Source organism: uncultured Nisaea sp., assembly GCF_963974195.1.
Classification (GTDB): Bacteria; Pseudomonadota; Alphaproteobacteria; order Thalassobaculales; family Thalassobaculaceae; genus Nisaea.
Genome location: NZ_CAXBDC010000038.1, coordinates 1 through 18,995, shown reverse-complemented (window position 1 = coordinate 18,995; position 18,995 = coordinate 1). Strand labels below are relative to the sequence as shown.

Below are 18,995 nucleotides of genomic sequence, written 5' to 3'. Positions count from 1 at the left end.
TAATAGACAGCTTGTTCGCTGCTCTTTACTGTACTGCTTCCTTTCTTTGCCCCGCTGCGGGCGATCATTGACATGAAATATTCCCGTTTCGGCCGCGCATGTGCCTTTCCGCATGCCTGCCGTTCTGCAGCCCTAGCTTCAACAGGATTCCCATGAGCGACCCTGTCATCGATCATCTGCTTTCCCGTCAGGACGACATTCTTCAAGATTTGAATGCATTGCTACGCATGCCGAGCGTGAGCGCAGATCCGGCCTTTGCCCAGGGTATGGCCGATGCGCGCGACTTCCTTTCCGAAAAGCTGACGGCAATCGGGATGGAGAATGTGCAGTTGCTCGATGGTGGCGGTCAGCCCGCTGTCTATGGGGACTGGCTGCATGCGCCGGGCAAGCCGACCTTGCTGGTCTATGGTCACTACGATGTGCAGCCTCCGGATCCTCTGGACCAATGGGTGACGCCTCCCTTCGAGCCAACGGTTCGTGACGGCAAGCTCTATGCCCGCGGGGCTTCGGATGTGAAAGGCTCGACCATCATCGCCATTGAGGCCGTGGCGTCTCTGCTGGCCGTCGAAGGGCGTTGTCCGATCAATATCAAGTTCTTCCTCGAAGGGGAGGAAGAGACTGGCAGCCCAAGCCTGCGTAGCCTGATAGAGCGGTATCGCGACGTGCTGTCCGCAGACGCTGTTCTCTCTGCCGATGGCGGACGGGCGAGCCGGGAGGTGCCGACGATCAATACCGGTGCCCGCGGCACCAACGGTCTGGAATTTACCCTGCGGACCGCTGATGGCGACCTGCATTCCGGCCGTTATGGTGGAGCGGTTCGTAATGCCCTGCATGAAATGGCCATGTTGATTGCCAGCCTGCATGATAGCGAGGGACGGGTAACCGTCTCCGGCTTCGATACCGACATGGAGCAGCCGAGCGCGCGGCAACGTGCGGACACTGCGGCATTTCCGTTTGACGAGGCTGCGTTCCTGCAAGAGGTCGGCGCAACCGGGGCTGGCGATCCGGCCATTGCCATGCGCGAGCGGATCACCCTGCGGCCCTGCCTGGACGTGAATGGCATGTGGGGCGGGTATACGGGCGCCGGATCGAAGACCATCATTCCGTCGGAAGCTCACGCCAAGATCAGCATCCGGGTTGCCGCCGGGCAGGACCCCAAACGGGTTGCGGATGCTGTTGTGGCGCATCTTGAGGCTCATTGTCCGGAAGGCGTAAGCCTGAGCTTCGACCGGGTCGGTGCGGGCTCACCGGCTTCCACCCTGGCGCCGGATCATCCATTGGTCCAGGCGGCGGAGACCGTTTTGCTACGGGAGAGCGGGAAACAGCCTATCCATGTCCGGCTTGGCGCGAGTGTGCCGATTACATCGATTTTCAAGGAGATGATGGGGATGGACACACTCATGTTCGGCTTCAACCTGCCGGACGAGCCGGTGCATGCACCGAACGAATTCTTCCGCCTGGAATCCGTTCCCATGGGGCTGCGCGCCTGGCCGCAGATTTTGCGTGAGCTGGCTGCGTTTGAGCCGGGGGCTTTCAGGAGCTAAGAAGGGCGCCGATTACGGTAACTCGGGCGGGTTTAGAGGGGCTTCTCATACTTCCTTGCAAGCTCTTAAAATGACATTCAGTTCCTGAACGACGCCCCATTTTTCCTGGGCCGCCTGAATGATTTCTTCTTGCGAGATTTCATTATTTTTCAGTTTGTTATCCCAAACGGGGTCGTACTTGTAGGATACGTTTATTAAATCAAAATCAACATCGAGCATAAAGGCGAGCATCGTCGCGTTGACGTTGCGATCCATCCAGTCCTGATTCACTTTTTTACTGAGCATCTTAAAAGTGCCGGATGTGAAGGACCGGACATGTGTCGGGTCTGTGTAGAAAGTGGGATGCATATAGAAAGGGACAGAAATTTTAATTATCCCGTCATTTCTCAATACGCGGTAAATTTCTTTTATAATATTAAAAAAAACGTCCCTTTGTTCGCCAAGATGTTCAAGGACGTGGATCGCCGTTATTTCAGAAACGGAGTTGCTTTCAAAAGACCAGGGCGTCTCTTCAAGGTTCATTAAGACGTCTGGCTTGCACTCTTCGAAGTTATCGACATTAATATAGCCATCCATTTTTCTGAAGCCGCTGCCGATATTCAGTTTCATTTGAAAAATTACTCTCTAAATGGACAAGTTTAAATGGATATAACAGGAAAATAATCGGGTCAATAGTTCCGAAAGTTGCATTCCTTCAAAAAAAGAGCGGAGCAGGATCATCCTGCTCCGCTCTTATCGAGTGTGTCTCTAAAGCTTATTTCAGCTCGAGGCTCAGTCCCTTGTAGAGACCGGCGCCGTAGATGCCATGGGCCTCAACCGGCTTCAGACGCGGGCCGGCGGCGACGAACATCGGCTCGTGCACGATCGGGATCCAGACAACGGCGTCATGCACCTGCTTCTCGACCTTTGCATAGGCTGCCGCGCGCGCTTCGTCGGTCAGGGCGCCGCGTGCTTCCTTCAGCCATTCGTCTGTCTGGGCGTTGTCCCAGTTCATCCGGTTCGGCGTCGGCATGTTGGTGGACGGGAAGTAGAGGTTCAGAGCATCGCCCGCTGAAACATACGGATAGCTCATGGTGTAGAGATCGAAATCCTGGGTCTTCAGCTTGCCCCAGATCACCGTGGCGTCGAACACTTCAACCTTGAGGTCGATGCCGACTTTGCGGAGATCGCCCTGCAGGGCTTCCATCACCTGGCGCCAGATGTTGGAGAAGCTGTAGGCAACCAGCTCCAGCTTCTTGCCGTCCTTCACGCGGAACCCGTCCGAGCCCATTTTCCAGCCGGCGTCGTCGAGGATCTTGGCGGCCTTTTCCGGATCGTATCCGAACAGGCTCTCATCGATCTGGTCGGCCGCGTAGTCGAGCGTGCCCGGATGGGTGTAGGCATGAGCTGCTTCGGCTTTACCGAAGAACGGGCCTTCCGCCATGGCCTGCTGGTCGACGGCGAGGTTGATCGCCTTGCGGACTTCGAGATCATTCACGATATCGCGCGTGATCTTGAAGCCGACATAGTAGGTCCAGAAGTAGAACGGCGGGGAGGTCACGGAGATCTGCGGGTTGGCCTCAAGCTGGTCGATCGCCCAGTAAGGCAGGTATTGAGTGAGATCGCCCTGGTTGGTCTGAAGGCCGGCAACCCGGTTATTGTCTTCCGGAACGATTTTCCAGACGACCTTATCGATCTTCGCCGGGCCCGTGTTCTTGTAGAAATCCGGCCCCCAGTGATAGGCGTCATGCTTGGTCATGACGAGCTGGTTGCGCGGCTCCCAGCTTTCGAAGCAGTAGGGGCCGGTTCCGTCAAAGCCCTTCACGCCGAAATCGTCGCCGAGTTCGTTCACCTCGTCGATATTGAGGATCGTGTGGAAATGCTGCGTCATTTGATACAGCAGTTCGGAATAGGGCTGCTCCAGCTCGTATTCGACGACATAGTCGCCGACAGCCCGGATTTCCTTCACATCACCGGCGCGGTTCTTGACCACGCCTTTATCCAGCGCGAGCCAGCGATCGATGGTCGCCTTGACGTCGGCGGCGGTCAGCTTCTTGCCGCTGCAGAAGGTAACGTCTTCGCGCAGCTTGAAGGTGTAGAGCTTGCCGTCTTCGGACACCTTCCAGGATTCCGCCAGCAGGGGGCGGATCGTCTTCATGTCGGGGGCAAGGGCGACCAGAGTATCGCCCATCATGAACATCACTTCCGCGGTCGCGCGGGATGTGGATGTGTGCGGATCGTAGCGGTCTGTATCGATCGTGCGCAGAACGCTGATCGATGTTTCGGCGACGGCAGGCGTCGCAAAGGGTAGAATCGCGGTCAGGGCGACGGCCCCGGCGCGAAGCAGAAACTTGCGAAGTTCCATAGTGAAGCCTCCTTTTTTTGTTCCGGAATGCCGGGCGGCAACCGGTTTCGGCCCGGGGCTGGACCCGGGCGCGTTCCTACTGACGCAGCCGGGGGTCAAGGACGTCCCGCAGCGCATCTCCCAACACATTGAAGCAGAGCACGATGACCAGGATCGCCAGACTGGGGATGGTCGAAACGTGCGGAGCGAAGAACAGGAAGTTCCGCCCTTCCGACGCCATGGTGCCAAGCTCGGCGGTGGGCGGCTGGGCCCCGAGACCGATGAAACTGAGCGCGGCGCCCAGCAGGATGGTCTGGCCAAGTTGGAGCGTCAGATAGACGAAAATTGTCGAAGCGCTGTTCGGCAGCAGATGAAACCAGATGATCCGGGCATCGCTCATGCCGATGGCGCGGCTGGCAGTGATGTATTCCATTTGCATTTGGACCACGGCGGCGCCGCGGGTAATCCGCGCGATCGTCGGCACGGCCGAAACGGTCAGGGCGATGGTAATGGAGAAAATGCCCGAGCCAAGAACCGCCGCGATGGCGAGGCCGAACAGGATTGAGGGAAAGGACAGAAGAATGTCGACGACCCGCATGATCGGACCTTCGAGCCATTTGTAGTAAGCGGCAAGCAGGCCCAGAAATGCGCCGATAATGCCGCCGGCCATAACAGCCATCATGCCCATGATCAGCGTTGTCCGGGTGCCGTAGAGCAGGCGGCTGAGAATATCCCGTCCAAGTCCATCCGTGCCGAGCAGGTGTTCGGCAACGGCGCCCGGCGCCCAGATCGGCGGTTTCAGCATGTTCCGCAGATTGTTGTCGTACGGATCATGCGGGGAGAGGACCGGAGCCAGCAGCGCCGCGAGCACGATAAGGGCGAGCAGGGTGGCGGATATGATGGCCCCCTTGTCACGCTTCAGTTTTTGCAGCGTGCTTCGGCGGGGGGACATCGGTGTGCCGGGTTCGTCTTCGGCGGCGGACATGGTTATAGGGATGGCGTTCATGATGTCCTCAGGCGTGGATCGAGCACGGCGTAGAGCAGGTCCACGATGATGTTGACCGCAATGAAGGATACCGCCAGGACGAGAATGGCTCCCTGGCTCAGGGCATAATCGGCGGAAACGATGGCGCCGACGGCAAGGCGTCCGACACCGGGCCAGGCAAACATGGTTTCCGTCACCACGGCACCGCCGAGCAGGAAGCCGATCTGCAGGCCGATAAGGGTGACCACCGGGATCAGCGAGTTGCGCAAGGCGTGCTTCAGAACGATCACCCGTTCCGACACGCCTTTTGCACGGGCCGTGCGGACGAAATCGCTGTTCAGCACCTCAAGGAGTGAGGTGCGGGTCATGCGGGCCACGGGGCCGATAAAGACGCCACCAAGAGTAATGGCGGGCAGAATGATGTGCCGGATGCCTTCAATCGTCCAGAGGGGTCCCGCGCGTCCCTGAAACGGCAGCAGCTGCCATTTGAAGCCGACATACTGAATCAGGATCAGGCCGAACCAGAAGATCGGCATGGAAACGCCGGCAACGGAGGCGGCCATGATGATCCGGTCCGAGATCTTGCCGCGCCGCACGGCGGCGAGGGTGCCGAACAGGATACCGAGAGGGATGGCCCAGATCAGGCTTGCCGCCATGAGTTCCATGGTCGGGCCGACGGTATTGGCAAGCTCGTCGACAACCGCGCTGTTGGAAATCATGGAGCGACCGAGATCGCCCTGCAGGACGCGGCTGAGATAGATGCCGAACTGGACGATAACCGGCTCGTTCAGTCCCATGGACTCGCGAATGGCCTCAATGTCGGCGGCGCTGGCTGTCGGCCCCGCGAGAACGGTCGCCGGGTCCGTCGGAACGACCTGCATCAGCATGAAGCCGATAAACAACACGCCGAGAAGAACGGGAATGGAAACGAAGAGTCGTTTTGTTATGTGTCTAAGCATGATTTCGCGATCTGAAGTCGCTGGGAGGGTGAAGGCATATGTCGCAACTCATGTGCCAATTGGAGGCCGGTAGTGTGATTTGGCCAGGAACTGGCTAAAGCCCGCGAGACGGAGCGAAAAGGAAGGCAAGCATACACAGGATAAGCTGAAAGTGTGTGCCGAAATTTTAGGCTATAAGTATGCTGCGGCGCACAAAAATGCATCAGGGCACGTTCGCGGCACCTGCCCGGGAACGTGCCGTTTAAGTGCCTTCTAGACGCCCTCGACGAGTACGGCATTACCCGTTGATGCAGCCTGCCGCAGAGCCTTGGGCTTTTCGTATTCCGAGGAGAAATACCATTCCCGGTCGCGATCGAAGCTATCGAATCGAACCACGACGGTGCGCGGGTTCGGTGTGCCCTCAAGGTCTTCCTGCTTGCCGCCGCGCACGATGTATTCACCGCCATATTGCGCGATCGTACCGGGAACCTGTTTGCGGTATTCCTCGAATGCGCTGGCATCCGAAACGTCGATTTGGGCAATGATATATCCGGCCGGCATGTTTCTCTCCCTGGCTTCATACTGTTCAGGAGAGAGTATCGGGTCGGGAGGTGTTGTTGCCAAGCGGCGGGACGAATGCTTCAGTTCCGGCCATGCATCAATTCCATGTGGTTATCAGTCGATCCATTATCCAACCGGGGAGATCAGTATGAGCGCGGGTGAAGGTGAAATCCTTCTGACGGTGTTTCTGAAGCACCAGAAGGATAAAAACTTAAGTGAAATCAACGAGAAGCTTGAAAATTCGGAATTCTGGAAGCAGTTCCCTCCGCAGGGCATCGAGGTGGTGAACTGGTACGTGATGATGGGGATCGGACAGGTCGCCATCCTGCGCGTGCCGGGGCACCGGTTGCGGGAGGTCAATCTGGCTATTGAGAAAAGCGCCTGGGGCGCGTTCGATACGGAATTCTATCCGACCTATGATTTCATGCCGGTGTTGAAGGACATCAAAGCCCGGCACGGTATTGATATGTGAGCGCTTGGGCGTCCGTTTTCGCTTTGTGAGCCTGCCCGCGCCGCGCTAAGAGAGGCGCCATGACCGAGACACTTACGATTGCATTGGCCCAGTTGAACCCGACTGTCGGGGACTTTCAGGGCAATCTCGAACGGCTGCGCGACGCGCGGGCCGAGGCGGCGGAGCAGGGCGCGGACCTGCTGCTGACGAGCGAGCTTTATGTTTGCGGCTACCCGCCGGAAGACCTGATCCTGAAGCCGATGTTCGTCGACAGCATCCGCATTGCTGTCGATACCTTCGCTGGGGAGACCGCGGATGGCGGACCAGCGGTGCTGCTTGGCACACCGTGGCGCGGCGATGATGGCCGGGTCTATAACGCGATGGTGCTGATCGAGGACGGCAAGGTCACGGGCGAGCGCTACAAGGCCGATCTGCCGAATTACGGTGTGTTCGACGAGAAGCGCGTCTTCGCCGCTGGCGACATGCCGGGGCCGATTGCTTTCAAGGGTGTGCGCATCGGTATTCCGATCTGCGAGGATATCTGGACCCCGGACGTGGTCGAGTGCATTGCCGAGACGGGTGGCGAGATCCTGCTGGTCCCGAACGGATCTCCGTTCGAGGCGGGCAAGACGGATCAGCGCCAGCAGCTCGGCATTTCCCGCGTGGTCGAAAGCGAGTTGCCGCTGGTCTATCTAAACCAGCTTGGCGGTCAGGACGAGCTGGTGTTCGATGGGGCATCCTTCGTGCTGAATGCGGACCGGACTCTCGCGGCGCAACTGCCTGCATGGCAGGAAAAGGTCGTTATCACCCATTGGAGCAATGGGCCGGACGGCTGGATCTGTGCTCCGGCCGAAACCGTCGAGATCGAGACCAGGGACGCGGCGCTTTATCAGGCGCTGATCTGCGGTGTCCGTGACTATGTAAACAAGAACGGTTTCAAGGGCGTGCTGATCGGCATGTCGGGCGGTATTGATTCCGCCCTGAGTGCCGCCGTTGCCGTTGATGCACTTGGCTCCGACCGGGTGCATTGCGTGATGATGCCGTCACCCTATACCAGCCGGGAAAGCCTGGAAGACGCGGCTGAAGCGTCCCGGTTGCTTGGCGTGCGTCTGGACGAGATCAATATCGGTCCGGCCATGGGCGCGTTCGAGGAGATGCTGGCGCCTTTCTTCGAAGGCACGAACAGCGACATTACCGAAGAGAACATCCAGTCCCGCTCGCGCGGCATGGCCCTGATGGCCCTGTCCAACAAGTTTGGCTACATGGTGCTCTCGACCGGCAACAAGTCCGAGATGTCCGTCGGTTATGCGACGCTTTATGGCGATATGTGCGGCGGCTACAACGTGCTGAAGGACGTCTACAAGATGTCCGTCTTCGCGCTCTGCCGCTGGCGTAACGAGAACAAGCCAGCCGGCGCTCTCGGCCCTGACGGTGCGGTCATGCCGGAGCGGATCATCACCAAGCCGCCATCCGCCGAACTGCGTCCCGACCAGAAGGATGAGGATTCCCTTCCTCCCTATCCGGTGCTGGATGCCATCCTGGAAGAGCTGATCGAAAACGAGACACCGATCGCCGATATCGTGGCCAAGGGCTATGATTCAGAGATCGTGCTCAAGGTCTGGCGTCTGCTGGACCGTGCCGAGTACAAGCGCCGTCAGGCACCTCCGGGCGTCAAGGTCACGCTGAAAGCCTTCGGCCGCGACCGCCGTTATCCGCTGACCAATGCCTTCCTCGGCGCCTATATGGCGTCGCCCGTATCCAAGGCCGCAGAATGACCTCTTCGAACATGGTAATCGTCCGCTTCGCGCCAAGCCCGACGGGCCGTTTGCATGTCGGCAATACCAGGACCGCTCTGGTCAACTGGCTGTATGCCCGCAAGGCTGGCGGCACCTTCCTGTTGCGCATGGACGATACGGACGACGAGCGCTCGACCGCGGAATACGAGCGGGGGATCGAAGAGGACCTGACCTGGCTTGGCCTCACCTGGGACCAGTTCGCCCGCCAGTCGGACCGGCTGGACCGCTATGACGCGGCTGTTGAGCGCCTGAAGGCCTCCGGCCGGCTCTATCCCTGTTACGAAACCCAGGATGAGCTTGGCCTGAAGCGCAAGGCGCAGCTCTCCGCCGGACGTCCCCCGGTTTATGACCGCTCGGCACTGAACCTGAGTGACGCGGAAAAGGCGGAGAAGGAAGCGGCAGGCATTCAGCCGCACTGGCGCTTCAAGCTGATCCATGAGGAAGAGCGCTGGAGCGATCTGGTGCGGGGTGAGTCCCACTATCACATGGCCAGCCTCAGCGATCCGGTGCTGCTGCGGGCAGATGGCCGGCCGATCTATACGCTGGCCTCCGTGGTCGACGATATCGAGCTCGGTATCACGCATATCCTGCGTGGTGAGGATCATCTGACCAATTCCGCGGCGCAGATCCAGCTCTTCAAGGCGCTCGATGCCGTGCCGCCGCAGATGGGGCACCTTTCCCTGCTGACGGACGCGGACGGGCAGGGGCTTTCCAAACGGCTTGGCTCGCTCGGCCTGCAGCAGCTTCGGGACGATGGTCTTGAGGCCATGTCGATCAACACGCTGCTGGCCAAGATGGGCACGTCGGACCCGGTCGAGCCGAGGCAGTCTCTCGACCAGCTCGTCGCCGATTTCGACATTTCCAAATTCTCCCGCGCCACGCCGCGTTTCGATCCGGCGGAGCTGCATGGCCTGAATGCGAAGATCCTGCATGACACGGCATTTACCGCTGTTGCCGACCGGCTGACGGAGATGGGGATTACCGGTGGCGAAGCCTTCTGGCTGGCGGTCAGGGGAAACCTCGAACTGCTGCCGGACGCGAAACTCTGGTGGGGTGTCTGTTCGGGTGAGATTGATCCGCTGATCGAGGATGCGGAATATGCCGCTGCCGCTGCGGCTGTCCTGCCGGAAGGTCCGTGGGATCAGGGAACCTGGAAGGCATGGGCGGACGCGGTGAAGGCGGAGACCGGCCGCAAGGGCAAGCAGCTCTTCATGCCATTGCGCGAGGCGGTGACGGGGCAAAGCCGTGGACCGGACATGGGCGAACTGCTACCCTTGATCCCGCGCGAGAAAGTACTCGCACGGCTGCAAGGCTCCCGCGCCTGAGGAATTCTCGATGTTTTCGCGCAAACTGCATGACGTGATCAATGTTCCGGCGTTTCTTGCCGGCGATCTCTGTCGCATCTAGGCGCCCGGACCGGCCCCGTCCGGTTCCCCCAAATATTCTCTATTATACGCGAAACGGAAGCCCGCGCGATGTCCGCCATGACCATCAAGTTGCATAATACTCTGACGCGTCAGAAAGAAACCTTCGAGCCGATCGATCCGTCGAACGTGCGGCTCTATGCGTGCGGGCCGACCGTCTATGACTATGCCCATATCGGTAATGCGCGCCCCGTGATTGCTGTCGACATACTGTTCCGCCTGCTGCGCCTCGCCTATGGCGAGGAGCATGTGCTCTATGTCCGGAACATCACGGACATAGACGACAAGATCAACGCGCGGGCCAAGGAATCCGGCATCACCATTCGTGAGCTGACGGACGGCACCGCCGAGATCTACCAGGCCGATATGGCCGCGCTGCAAGCGCTGCCGCCGTCGGTCGAGCCGCGTGCGACAGAGAATGTCGCCGGCATGATCGAGATGATCTCGGTCCTGATCGAGAAGGGCCATGCCTATGCGGCGGACGGCCATGTTCTCTTCAGCGTGCCATCCATGCCGAATTATGGCGGGCTGTCCCGGCGGAACCGGGACGAGCTTATCGCCGGTGCCCGCGTTGAGGTGGCGCCGTACAAGAAAGATCCGGCCGATTTCATCCTCTGGAAGCCGTCGGACGATGAAACACCGGGCTGGGAGAGCCCGTGGGGCTACGGCCGGCCGGGCTGGCACATCGAATGCTCGGCCATGAGCGCACGCTATCTCGGCGACGAGTTCGACATTCATGCCGGCGGGCTGGATCTGATCTTCCCGCACCATGAGAACGAGATTGCCCAGAGCTGCTGCGCGCATGGCAGCGACCGGATGGCCCGCTATTGGGTGCATAACGGCTTCGTCACCGTCGAGGGTGAGAAGATGGCCAAGTCCGTTGGCAACTTCTACACCGTCAACGACCTGCTGAAGGACTGGCAGGGCGAGGTGATCCGCTATCATCTGATGTCCACTCACTACCGGGCACCGATGGATTTCTCCAAGGATGGTCTGAAGGAAGCGAAAGCGGCGCTCGACCGGTTCTATCTGGTGCTGCGCAATGTGGAGGTCGATGAGCTTCCCGAGGCGAAGCCCGACCGGCACATGGTCGATGCACTGATCGACGATCTGAACACGCCGCTTGCGATTGCCCGGCTGCACGTGCTCGCGACGGAGGCCAACAAGGCGCCGACCCGGCGGAAGAAGGCAAAGGCCCAGGCCAAGTTGAAAGCTTCTGGGGAACTTCTGGGACTCTTCGGCAGCGATCCGGATGCCTGGTTCCGCTGGACGCCTGACTCGGTCGAAAGCCTCAGCGATGCCGATATCGAAGCGCTGGTCGCACGACGCATCGAAGCCCGTAAGGAAAAGGATTTCGCGGAAGCAGACCGTGTCCGCGATCAGCTTGCCGAGGCAGGCATCGTGCTTGAGGACGGGGCCGGGGGGACGGCCTGGCGGCGTGGGTAGCCTGTAAGGCTCATGCGCTGTTGTAGGGGATCTCGGTCGCGACCATGCTGACCAGAATACGTTTGACTTTTGTCTCCTCGTCGACGAGCGGCAGGATCAGGCGGGACCAGCGATCCCAGCGCGGGATCTTGTCCAGCTCGCGGGTCCGCTCCTTGTCATGTTCGGTATAGACCGTGATGTTGTTGCGAGCGGAGGCTTGGTATTGCGGCCGCACGTTGCGGGTCGATTCCGTGTTCAGGTCCCCGCTTGTGCGACCGGTAAGATCGGCTCCATAGGTGTCGGCGACCTGTGAGCCGTAAAGCCGGTAGCGGTAATCCGCGAAATTGTCCGTCGGCTCCAGTACAACGATCGAGCCGAGGGCTGGTTTCACGTCGAGCGGATCGAAACGCTTGTAGAAGACCCCGTTGATGTCATCGCGATATTTCGACTTGAACCAGTCCACCAGACAGCGGTGCTGCGGATGGATGAAATGATTGCTGTCGAGTTCCGCATTGCGGACAGCGGTGATCGTGTAGTTATGCAAGGTGTAGCCGCGTGTGTCGGGCAGCAGTTTTTGCAAGTCGGGGCTGGCGGCAGCCAGGGAAGCGTAAATGAACTGATCGTCTCGCAAAGGCGTGCTCGCTGGTTTGGGGGAGGCTGGACCGGTCAGTATCCTCATATGTAGATTTGGATAAATTTAAGTTAAAGAGCTAATTGACTTCCGTAAGCTGACGGCCGATTTGCGGGCCGGAGTTCACTGATGGTGAGCCCTGGCCGTCATGTGTTGGGGTGGTTCTTCCACCGTTCGGGGCTTATGCCTTTGTGCCAGCCATGACGGGAATGCTAAAACACCGTCATGCATAACAGGATCGGGCCTATGACGGATAATCGCATCTATCTTTTCGACACGACACTCAGAGACGGTCAGCAAACCCGCGGCGTGGATTTCACGCCGGCGGACAAGATTGCGATTGCGCGCGCTCTGGACGAGATCGGGATAGATTACGTCGAAGGTGGCTGGCCGGGTGCGAACCCGACGGATGACCGGTTCTTCGCCGAACCGCCCAAGCTGGAGCGGGCAACGCTTGTCGCGTTCGGCATGACGCGGCGCCCGGGGCGCAGCGCCGAGAACGACCCGGGACTTGCTGGCGTGCTCGGCTCGAAAGCGGGGGCGGCGTGTCTGGTTGGCAAGACATGGGACTTCCATGTCGATGTCGCCCTTGAGATCGATCGGGACGAAAATGTCCAGATGATCAGGGACAGCATGGCTCTGGCGATCAAGCGCGGTTTTGAGCCGATGTTCGATTGCGAGCATTTCTTTGACGGCTACAAGGCCAATCCGGAATATGCGCTGTCTTGCGTAACGGCGGCCTATGAGTCCGGCGCCCGCTGGATTGTACTCTGCGACACGAACGGCGGAACCTTGCCGCATGAGGTCGAGGCGATTGTTTCCGATGTCGTCAAGGCGGTTCCTGGAACGCATCTGGGCATTCATACCCATAACGACACCGAGAACGCCGTGGCCAACACTCTGGCAGCCGTGCGCGCCGGAGCGCGGCAGGTGCAGGGCACGATCAACGGCCTGGGCGAGCGCTGCGGCAATGCGAATATCGTCACCCTGACGGCGATCCTTGGCCTGAAGATGGGCTATGAGACCGGAGTGGATGCGAAGGGCATGAAGCAGCTGAAGAAGCTGTCACGCATGCTGGATGATCGTCTGAACCGGTCTCCGAACCCGCATGCGGCCTTTGTCGGCGAAGCTGCCTTCGCGCATAAAGGCGGTCTGCATGTTTCGGCCGTTCAGAAAGATCCGAGAACCTACGAGCATATCGATCCGGAACTGGTCGGGAACCAGCGCCATATTCTGGTCTCGGATCAGGCGGGGCGCTCGAACATCCTTGCCCGTTTTGCCGAGATCGGGGTTGAGATCGATCCCAAGAATCCGAAAGTCCAGCGTTTGGTCGAGGACGTGAAGGAAAAGGAATTCCTCGGCTATTCCTACGATACCGCTGAAGCAAGTTTTGAGCTTCTGGCCCGGCGTACCGTCGAGTCCGTGCCGGACTATTTCTCCATCGAACGGTTCCGGGTCATGGATGAGCGCCGCTTCAATGCGAAGGGGCAGATGGTCATCGAGTCCGAAGCGACGGCGACCGTCGAGGTCGCAGGGCAGCGTCTGCATGAGGTCGCGGTCGGTAACGGTCCGGTCAACGCACTCGATCTCGCGATCCGAAAGGCATTGAGCACGGCCTATCCCGATCTCAACGGGGTGAAACTGATGGACTACAAGGTCCGGATCCTGCCGCCACCACCGAACAGCGACGGCACGGACGCCGTTACCCGGGTGATGATCGAAAGCGCCGGGCCGGACGGCTCCATGTGGCGCACGGTCGGGGTTTCGGCCAACATCATCGACGCCTCGATCATGGCGCTCTCGGACAGTCTGAATTACCGGCTTCTGAAGTCCGGAACCATCGCAAAGGTCGACGCCTGAGCCATGGCGGGAACAGATAAGAGCAAGGCGGGCATCCGTGGTGATGTGGAAGCGCCTGTTGTCATCCTCGTCCGGCCGCAATTGGGAGAGAATATCGGCGCCGCCGCGCGGGCCATGCTGAATTGCGGGCTGGAGGAAATGCGGCTGGTGGCACCGCGCGACGGCTGGCCAAACCCGGCGGCGGAAGCCATGGCGGCCGGCGCGGTCCCGGTTCTGGAAAACGCCAGGGTCTTTGAGACCACGAAAGAGGCTATCGCGGATCTCAAGCTGGTTCTGGCAACCACAGCCAGGAGCAGGGATCAGGTCAAACCGGCCTTTACGCCCCGTGCTGCCGCGGCGGAAATGAAACGCCATATCGGCAGCGGGTATCGGGGCGGCATTCTTTTCGGGCCGGAGCGGTCAGGGCTGGAGAATGACGAGGTGGCTCTGGCCGATGCTATCGTGCATGTACCGCTGAACCCGGCATTCTCGTCACTCAACCTCGCCCAGGCTGTTTTGCTGCTTGGTTACGAATGGTATCAGGCCGGGGACGAGACCCCCGATCTTGTCCTGGGCGGCCAGAGCGAGCCCGCCAGCGTTGAGGACCGGGAATATTTCCTGAACCGCCTGGAAGACGAGCTGCACGAGGGCGGCTTCCTGTTTCCCGAGACCCTCGCGCCGACCATCCGCCGCAATATCCGCAATATCTTTAACCGTGCACAGATGACGGATCAGGATGTGCGGACGATGCATGGCGTGGTCAGCACGCTGTTGAAGAACAAGGTACGGAAAAAAGGCTGATCCGCCCTCTTCCTGCTATGGCTGGTCAGCCGCCTTCTTCCGTTGTGCCCGGGCCACCAGATTGAGCACCTCGACCGCTGCCGAGAAGAACACCGCGAAATAGATATAACCGCGCGGGATGTGGAAATGCAGCCCGTCTGCCACAAGCGCGACGCCGACCAGCATCAGGAAGCTGAGGGCCAGCATTTTGGTGGTCGGATGATTCTCGATGAAGCTGGCGATCGGGCCGGCGGCGGCGATCATCACAGCCATGGCAATGACGACGGCGGCGATCATGACGCCCAGATCCTCGACCATGCCGACGGCGGTGATCACGGAATCAATGGAGAACACAAGGTCGAGCACAATGATCTGGCCGATCACGCCAGCAAGCCCGGCACCGGCTTTTGCCGTTGTCTTTCCATTGTCCCCCTCGACCGAGTTGTGGATCTCGTGTGTGCCCTTGTAGAGCAGGAACAACCCGCCAAGCAGAAGGATGAGATCGCGCCAGGAAAGGGTGAAGCCCTGGATTTCTGCCAGCGGGGCGGTCAGGCCAACGATCCAGGCGAGGGCCGAGAGCATCAGCAGACGCAGAATCAGCGCCAGCCCAAGGCCTATCCGCCGGGCCATGGGCCTCTGGGATTCCGGCAGGGTCTCGGCGACAATCGAAACGAAGATGATATTGTCGATACCGAGGATGATTTCCAGCGCTGTCAGGGTGGCGAGACTTGCCCAGAGTGCGGGGTCCAGAATCCAGTCCATGCGCGGAAATCCTTCTTTGAATGCAGTGCTCGAACAAGACTATAACGTGCTGTGTTTTATCCGGTTCCGTCCCGCCATGCACCGCCTTGTTGCGGCAGCCGTTCCGGCGCTTGACTTGGGGGACGTGATCCGTATAGTGCGCGCCTCAATTCCCGAGAACGTGGGGCAGGCGGATAAGCCGTCGGTCCCCGGTCCAAGGCTCGAAAGAATCATGGGCACTATCGGGACAAAGTAAAGAACTCTGAAGGAGATGGGTTATGGGCAAGCGCCTTAACTCGAAGCATAAAATTGACCGGCGCCTTGGCGTCAATCTCTGGGGCCGTGCGAAGTCCCCGTTCAACGATCGTGAATATGCCCCTGGTCAGCATGGCCAGCGCCGCCGCAAGCCGTCCGATTTCGGCATTCAGCTCATGGCGAAGCAGAAGCTGAAAGGCTATTACGGCAATATCGGCGAGAAGCAGTTCCGCAAGTATTTTGCAGAAGCAGAACGGCGTCGCGGTGATACCGGCGAAAACCTCGTCGGTATTCTGGAATGCCGCCTGGACGCCGTTGTCTATCGCATGAAATTCGTGCCGACCGTATTCGCCGCGCGTCAGGCCGTCAGCCACAACCACGTCATGGTGAACGGCAAGCGCGTCAACATCCCGTCCTACATGGTCAAGGAAGGCGATGTCGTCGAGCTCAAGGAAAAGTCCCGCACGATGCCGATGGTGATCGAAGCTGCTCAGTCGAATGAGCGCGACATTCCGGATTACATGGATGTCGACCTCGACAAGAAGCGCGGCACCTTCACCCGGATCCCGAAGCTGGAAGACGTCCCGTATCCGGTTCACATGGAACCGAACCTCGTGGTCGAATTCTACTCCCGTTAATCCGGGACGACAGTTACGGAAAAGGCCGCTCTTCGGAGCGGCCTTTTTTGATTCCCGAATGATGGTGCGGGCTGGGTTCAGGCCATCCGCAACTTCTCAAGAAAGCCCGAGACCGCCTGGCGCAGACCGGAAGCATCGGCGGCGAAGACATCTGCCTGCTCCGATACACCGCCGGAGATCGTTGCCGCCTGGTCGATAGCCGAGCCCACTGTATCGAGGCCTTGCCGGACGGCATCGGTGCGCTCGACGCTGCTCCGTACCGTGTGGCTGATATCGGCGGTCGTGGTGGACTGTTTTTCCGCGGCGGCGGAGAGCACGGCCACGCGCTCGCTGATTTCGGAGATGGTGTCACGGATCTCGGTCATAGAATCCGAGGCGGAACGGGTTACCGTCTGCACCTGCGTGATCTGCTCGGAAATATCGACGGTGGCCTTTGCCGTCTGGGTGGCGAGGTTTTTCACCTCGCTGGCAACAACGGCGAAGCCCTTGCCGGCATCTCCGGCTCGTGCGGCCTCGATTGTCGCATTAAGCGCGAGAAGATTGGTCTGCTCGGCGATATCCTGGATCAGCGTGATGATCTCGCCGATCTGATCGACGGCCTGGTTAAGGGTCTGCACGGTGCCAGCCGTACGGTCGGCCGTCTGGACGGCGGAAACGGACATTTCGGCACATTGCGTGACCTGATTGCTGACTTCCCTGAACGAGTCCGACAATTCCGACACGGCGTTCGAGACGGTTTCGATGTCGGTGTGCATCTGGTGGGCGTTATCGGTGGCGTCGTGCGATACCGATTTTGCTGTTCCGGCGCTTCTGGTCAGCTCGCCAGCCTGATTACGCAAGGCATCGGCGGAATGCGCGACCTTTTCGGCGACGGAGGAGATCAGGTTGTCGATCTCGTCCGCAAGCGTGCGCATGGTCTGTTTCTGGCTTTCCTCGGCCTGTCGCTCCATCGCACGCTGTTCGTCACGCAGGCGGGCATTCTCGATCGCATTGGTTTTGAACACTTCAACGGTCCGCGCCATCTCGCCGATTTCGTCTCCGGCGCCGGTGCCGGGAATCTCGACATCATTGTCGCCGTCGGCGAGACCACGCATGGCCTCGGTGAGGCTGAGCAGGGGGCGGGTGACGCTGCGCATGGCCAGGGCGGCGGCAATCAGGCTGAGCAAGAACGCCCCGCCTGTTGCGGCGCCAATCCAGATAATGACGTTGTTGAAGACTGTGGTTGCGTTGGCGATATACGCGTCGGCCTGCTCATTGGTGATGCGGATCAACTGATGCATGTCATCGTCGATCTCCTGGATGAGCGGGAGGCCTTTCTCTTTCGTCAGCGCATCGGCCGCGAGGCGCTTTTTCTGGCCGACCAGGGCAATGACCTCGTCCCGCACCGGCCCCCATGCGGCAAAAGCCGCCCGGGCAGCCTCGACCAGCGTCTTGTCGCCAAGAAAACGCTCTTCCACGATAGCGAATGCAGCTTCGACATCCGCTGCGCGTGCGCTGACTTCTTCAGAAAGTGCCGCCAGCCGGTCTGCATCGCGGCGGATTTCCAGGATCGCAGACATGTTTCGCCGCATATCGAGGATATGACCGTTCGCGGCAAGCGCGGCGTTGGTCACCGCAAGGGAGTTCCGGTGTAGCTTTTCCGTCATGCCGAACAATTGCTGGGAGGACCAGAATGCCAATCCCCCGACGGCGAACAGGGCAAGCAAGACAATGAAAAAACCGGCAGCAATGCGCCCGCCAACCCTTAGTTTCTGCATCTCAGTTGATCCCCGCCAATTAATTAAAAGCTACAAAATCAGACGCCTTATGTATGGTGATGTTGCGGTGCAATATAAAAACAGGTCAAGGCTTATGACGTATTTTCTTCGTAAATTCTCAATTTATCATCTGATCGTGTTTTGATTGTGAATTTTTATTAATATTCTAGCTTGTTTTGAGTGGTGTGTTTGGGGGCGCTAAAGAAAAAAGGCCGCTCTGGAGAGCGGCCTTTAAATTGAAGATGCTTTGCTGATGAGGTTTTAGTCCATCAGAAAATAAAGTCGTTCAGATCGATCGCGCTAACACCGGTTAGGGTGAGTGTCCCGCCGTCGAAGCTGATTTCGAGTTCTCCCGAACCATTTACCGAGGCGATGCTATCCGCTGCGGTAACGAAGCCATCGCCGGAACTGTCCAGGCCGCCGCTGGAAACTCCAAGAGCAGAGATATCGATTTTGTCATTGGCTCCGCCAAAATCGAAGATGGTGTCGCTACCGAATGCTGAACCTGACAGAACAAAGGTATCAGCACCTCCCCCGCCGATGAGAGTGTCGTCTCCATCGCCGCCATTGAGACTGTCATCGTGAGCCCCGCCGTCGAGCAGGTCTGCACCGGCACCACCCTGCAGGGTGTCGTTGCCGTTCTCCCCGTAGAGCTCCTGCGATCCGGTTCCGAAGAAGTAGAACTCATCGCCGGCTGCGAGGCTGTCATTACCGACCCCGCCATAGAGGGTGTCGATACCAGCTCCGCCGGAGAGAGTGTCATTTCCACCATCACCAAAGAGCTGATCACTGCCAGTACCGCCGAGGAGGATGTCGTCTCCGCCACCGCCGGAGAGAGTGTCATCTCCAGCACCGCCATTGAGACTGTCATCGTGAGCCCCGCCGTCGAGCAGGTCTGCACCGGCAC

Annotated in this window: 17 protein-coding genes; 8 read left to right on the top strand and 9 right to left on the bottom strand. The window is 59.4% G+C overall.

What is annotated here, in order from left to right; all coding sequences use genetic code 11:
* Nucleotides 1-152: 152 nt before the first annotated feature.
* Complete coding sequence (locus AAC126_RS10320; RefSeq protein ID WP_339852994.1) at nucleotides 153-1,544, top strand: dipeptidase; 1,392 nt, start codon at nucleotides 153-155, stop codon at nucleotides 1,542-1,544.
* Between the two features lie 45 nt (nucleotides 1,545-1,589).
* On the opposite strand, the gene AAC126_RS10315 is transcribed toward AAC126_RS10320, so the two are convergent.
* From AAC126_RS10315 to AAC126_RS10295, 5 genes are all read right to left on the bottom strand, one after another.
* Complete coding sequence (locus AAC126_RS10315; protein WP_339852992.1) at nucleotides 1,590-2,153, bottom strand: methyltransferase domain-containing protein; 564 nt, start codon at nucleotides 2,151-2,153, stop codon at nucleotides 1,590-1,592.
* 145 nt (nucleotides 2,154-2,298) lie between these two features.
* A complete protein-coding gene (locus tag AAC126_RS10310; RefSeq protein WP_339852991.1) occupies nucleotides 2,299-3,888 on the bottom strand; it encodes an ABC transporter substrate-binding protein in 1,590 nt (529 codons plus the stop codon).
* 76 nt (nucleotides 3,889-3,964) lie between these two features.
* Nucleotides 3,965-4,873, bottom strand: coding sequence for an ABC transporter permease (locus AAC126_RS10305; protein WP_339852989.1), 909 nt, complete (start codon nucleotides 4,871-4,873; stop codon nucleotides 3,965-3,967).
* Nucleotides 4,870-5,811 (bottom strand): ABC transporter permease, encoded by a 942-nt coding sequence (locus AAC126_RS10300; RefSeq protein WP_339852987.1) that lies wholly within the window; start codon nucleotides 5,809-5,811, stop codon nucleotides 4,870-4,872. Before AAC126_RS10300 ends, AAC126_RS10305 begins: the two co-directional genes overlap by 4 nt.
* Before the next feature lie 252 nt (nucleotides 5,812-6,063).
* Nucleotides 6,064-6,351, bottom strand: a complete 288-nt coding sequence (locus AAC126_RS10295; protein ID WP_339852984.1) for a DUF1330 domain-containing protein — start codon at nucleotides 6,349-6,351, stop codon at nucleotides 6,064-6,066.
* Between AAC126_RS10295 and AAC126_RS10290 the strand changes: the two genes are divergently transcribed.
* The 4 genes from AAC126_RS10290 to cysS all read left to right on the top strand — a co-directional run bounded on the left by AAC126_RS10290 (nucleotide 6,350) and on the right by cysS (nucleotide 11,468).
* Entirely contained in the window at nucleotides 6,350-6,823 is a 474-nt protein-coding gene (locus AAC126_RS10290; RefSeq protein ID WP_339852981.1) for a hypothetical protein, read from the top strand. The two genes, AAC126_RS10295 and AAC126_RS10290, sit on opposite strands and share 2 nt — an antisense overlap.
* Nucleotides 6,824-6,882: 59 nt before the next feature.
* Nucleotides 6,883-8,577 carry an NAD+ synthase gene (locus AAC126_RS10285; RefSeq protein ID WP_339852978.1) on the top strand — a complete coding sequence of 565 codons (1,695 nt, stop codon included), beginning with the start codon at nucleotides 6,883-6,885 and terminating at the stop codon, nucleotides 8,575-8,577.
* On the top strand, nucleotides 8,574-9,923 hold the full coding sequence (gene gltX, locus AAC126_RS10280; protein ID WP_339852975.1) for a glutamate--tRNA ligase: 1,350 nt from the start codon (nucleotides 8,574-8,576) through the stop codon (nucleotides 9,921-9,923). Before AAC126_RS10285 ends, gltX begins: the two co-directional genes overlap by 4 nt.
* A gap of 159 nt (nucleotides 9,924-10,082) precedes the next feature.
* Nucleotides 10,083-11,468 (top strand): cysteine--tRNA ligase, encoded by a 1,386-nt coding sequence (gene cysS / locus AAC126_RS10275; protein WP_339853028.1) that lies wholly within the window; start codon nucleotides 10,083-10,085, stop codon nucleotides 11,466-11,468.
* A 10-nt stretch (nucleotides 11,469-11,478) separates the two neighbouring features.
* Here cysS and AAC126_RS10270 read toward each other — a convergent pair whose 3' ends face one another.
* The gene (locus AAC126_RS10270; RefSeq protein ID WP_339852972.1) at nucleotides 11,479-12,078 is read right to left on the bottom strand and encodes a hypothetical protein; all 600 of its coding nucleotides are present in this window, start codon (nucleotides 12,076-12,078) and stop codon (nucleotides 11,479-11,481) included.
* Nucleotides 12,079-12,324: 246 nt separating this feature from the next.
* Between AAC126_RS10270 and cimA the strand changes: the two genes are divergently transcribed.
* Both cimA and AAC126_RS10260 read left to right on the top strand, forming a co-directional pair.
* Nucleotides 12,325-13,938 carry a citramalate synthase gene (gene cimA, locus AAC126_RS10265; protein WP_339852969.1) on the top strand — a complete coding sequence of 538 codons (1,614 nt, stop codon included), beginning with the start codon at nucleotides 12,325-12,327 and terminating at the stop codon, nucleotides 13,936-13,938.
* A gap of 3 nt (nucleotides 13,939-13,941) precedes the next feature.
* Nucleotides 13,942-14,718 (top strand): RNA methyltransferase, encoded by a 777-nt coding sequence (locus tag AAC126_RS10260; RefSeq protein WP_339852967.1) that lies wholly within the window; start codon nucleotides 13,942-13,944, stop codon nucleotides 14,716-14,718.
* A gap of 15 nt (nucleotides 14,719-14,733) precedes the next feature.
* Here AAC126_RS10260 and AAC126_RS10255 read toward each other — a convergent pair whose 3' ends face one another.
* The gene (locus tag AAC126_RS10255; RefSeq protein WP_339852965.1) at nucleotides 14,734-15,459 is read right to left on the bottom strand and encodes a TerC family protein; all 726 of its coding nucleotides are present in this window, start codon (nucleotides 15,457-15,459) and stop codon (nucleotides 14,734-14,736) included.
* A gap of 257 nt (nucleotides 15,460-15,716) precedes the next feature.
* Between AAC126_RS10255 and rpsD the strand changes: the two genes are divergently transcribed.
* Nucleotides 15,717-16,331, top strand: a complete 615-nt coding sequence (rpsD, locus tag AAC126_RS10250) for a 30S ribosomal protein S4 (RefSeq protein WP_339852962.1) — start codon at nucleotides 15,717-15,719, stop codon at nucleotides 16,329-16,331.
* Between the two features lie 77 nt (nucleotides 16,332-16,408).
* Here the strand turns inward: rpsD and AAC126_RS10245 are convergent, their stop codons facing one another.
* Entirely contained in the window at nucleotides 16,409-18,088 is a 1,680-nt protein-coding gene (locus AAC126_RS10245; RefSeq protein ID WP_339852959.1) for a methyl-accepting chemotaxis protein, read from the bottom strand.
* Nucleotides 18,089-18,357: 269 nt separating this feature from the next.
* A partial coding sequence (locus tag AAC126_RS10240) for a calcium-binding protein (RefSeq protein WP_339852958.1) occupies nucleotides 18,358-18,995 on the bottom strand: 638 nt, incomplete at its 5' end.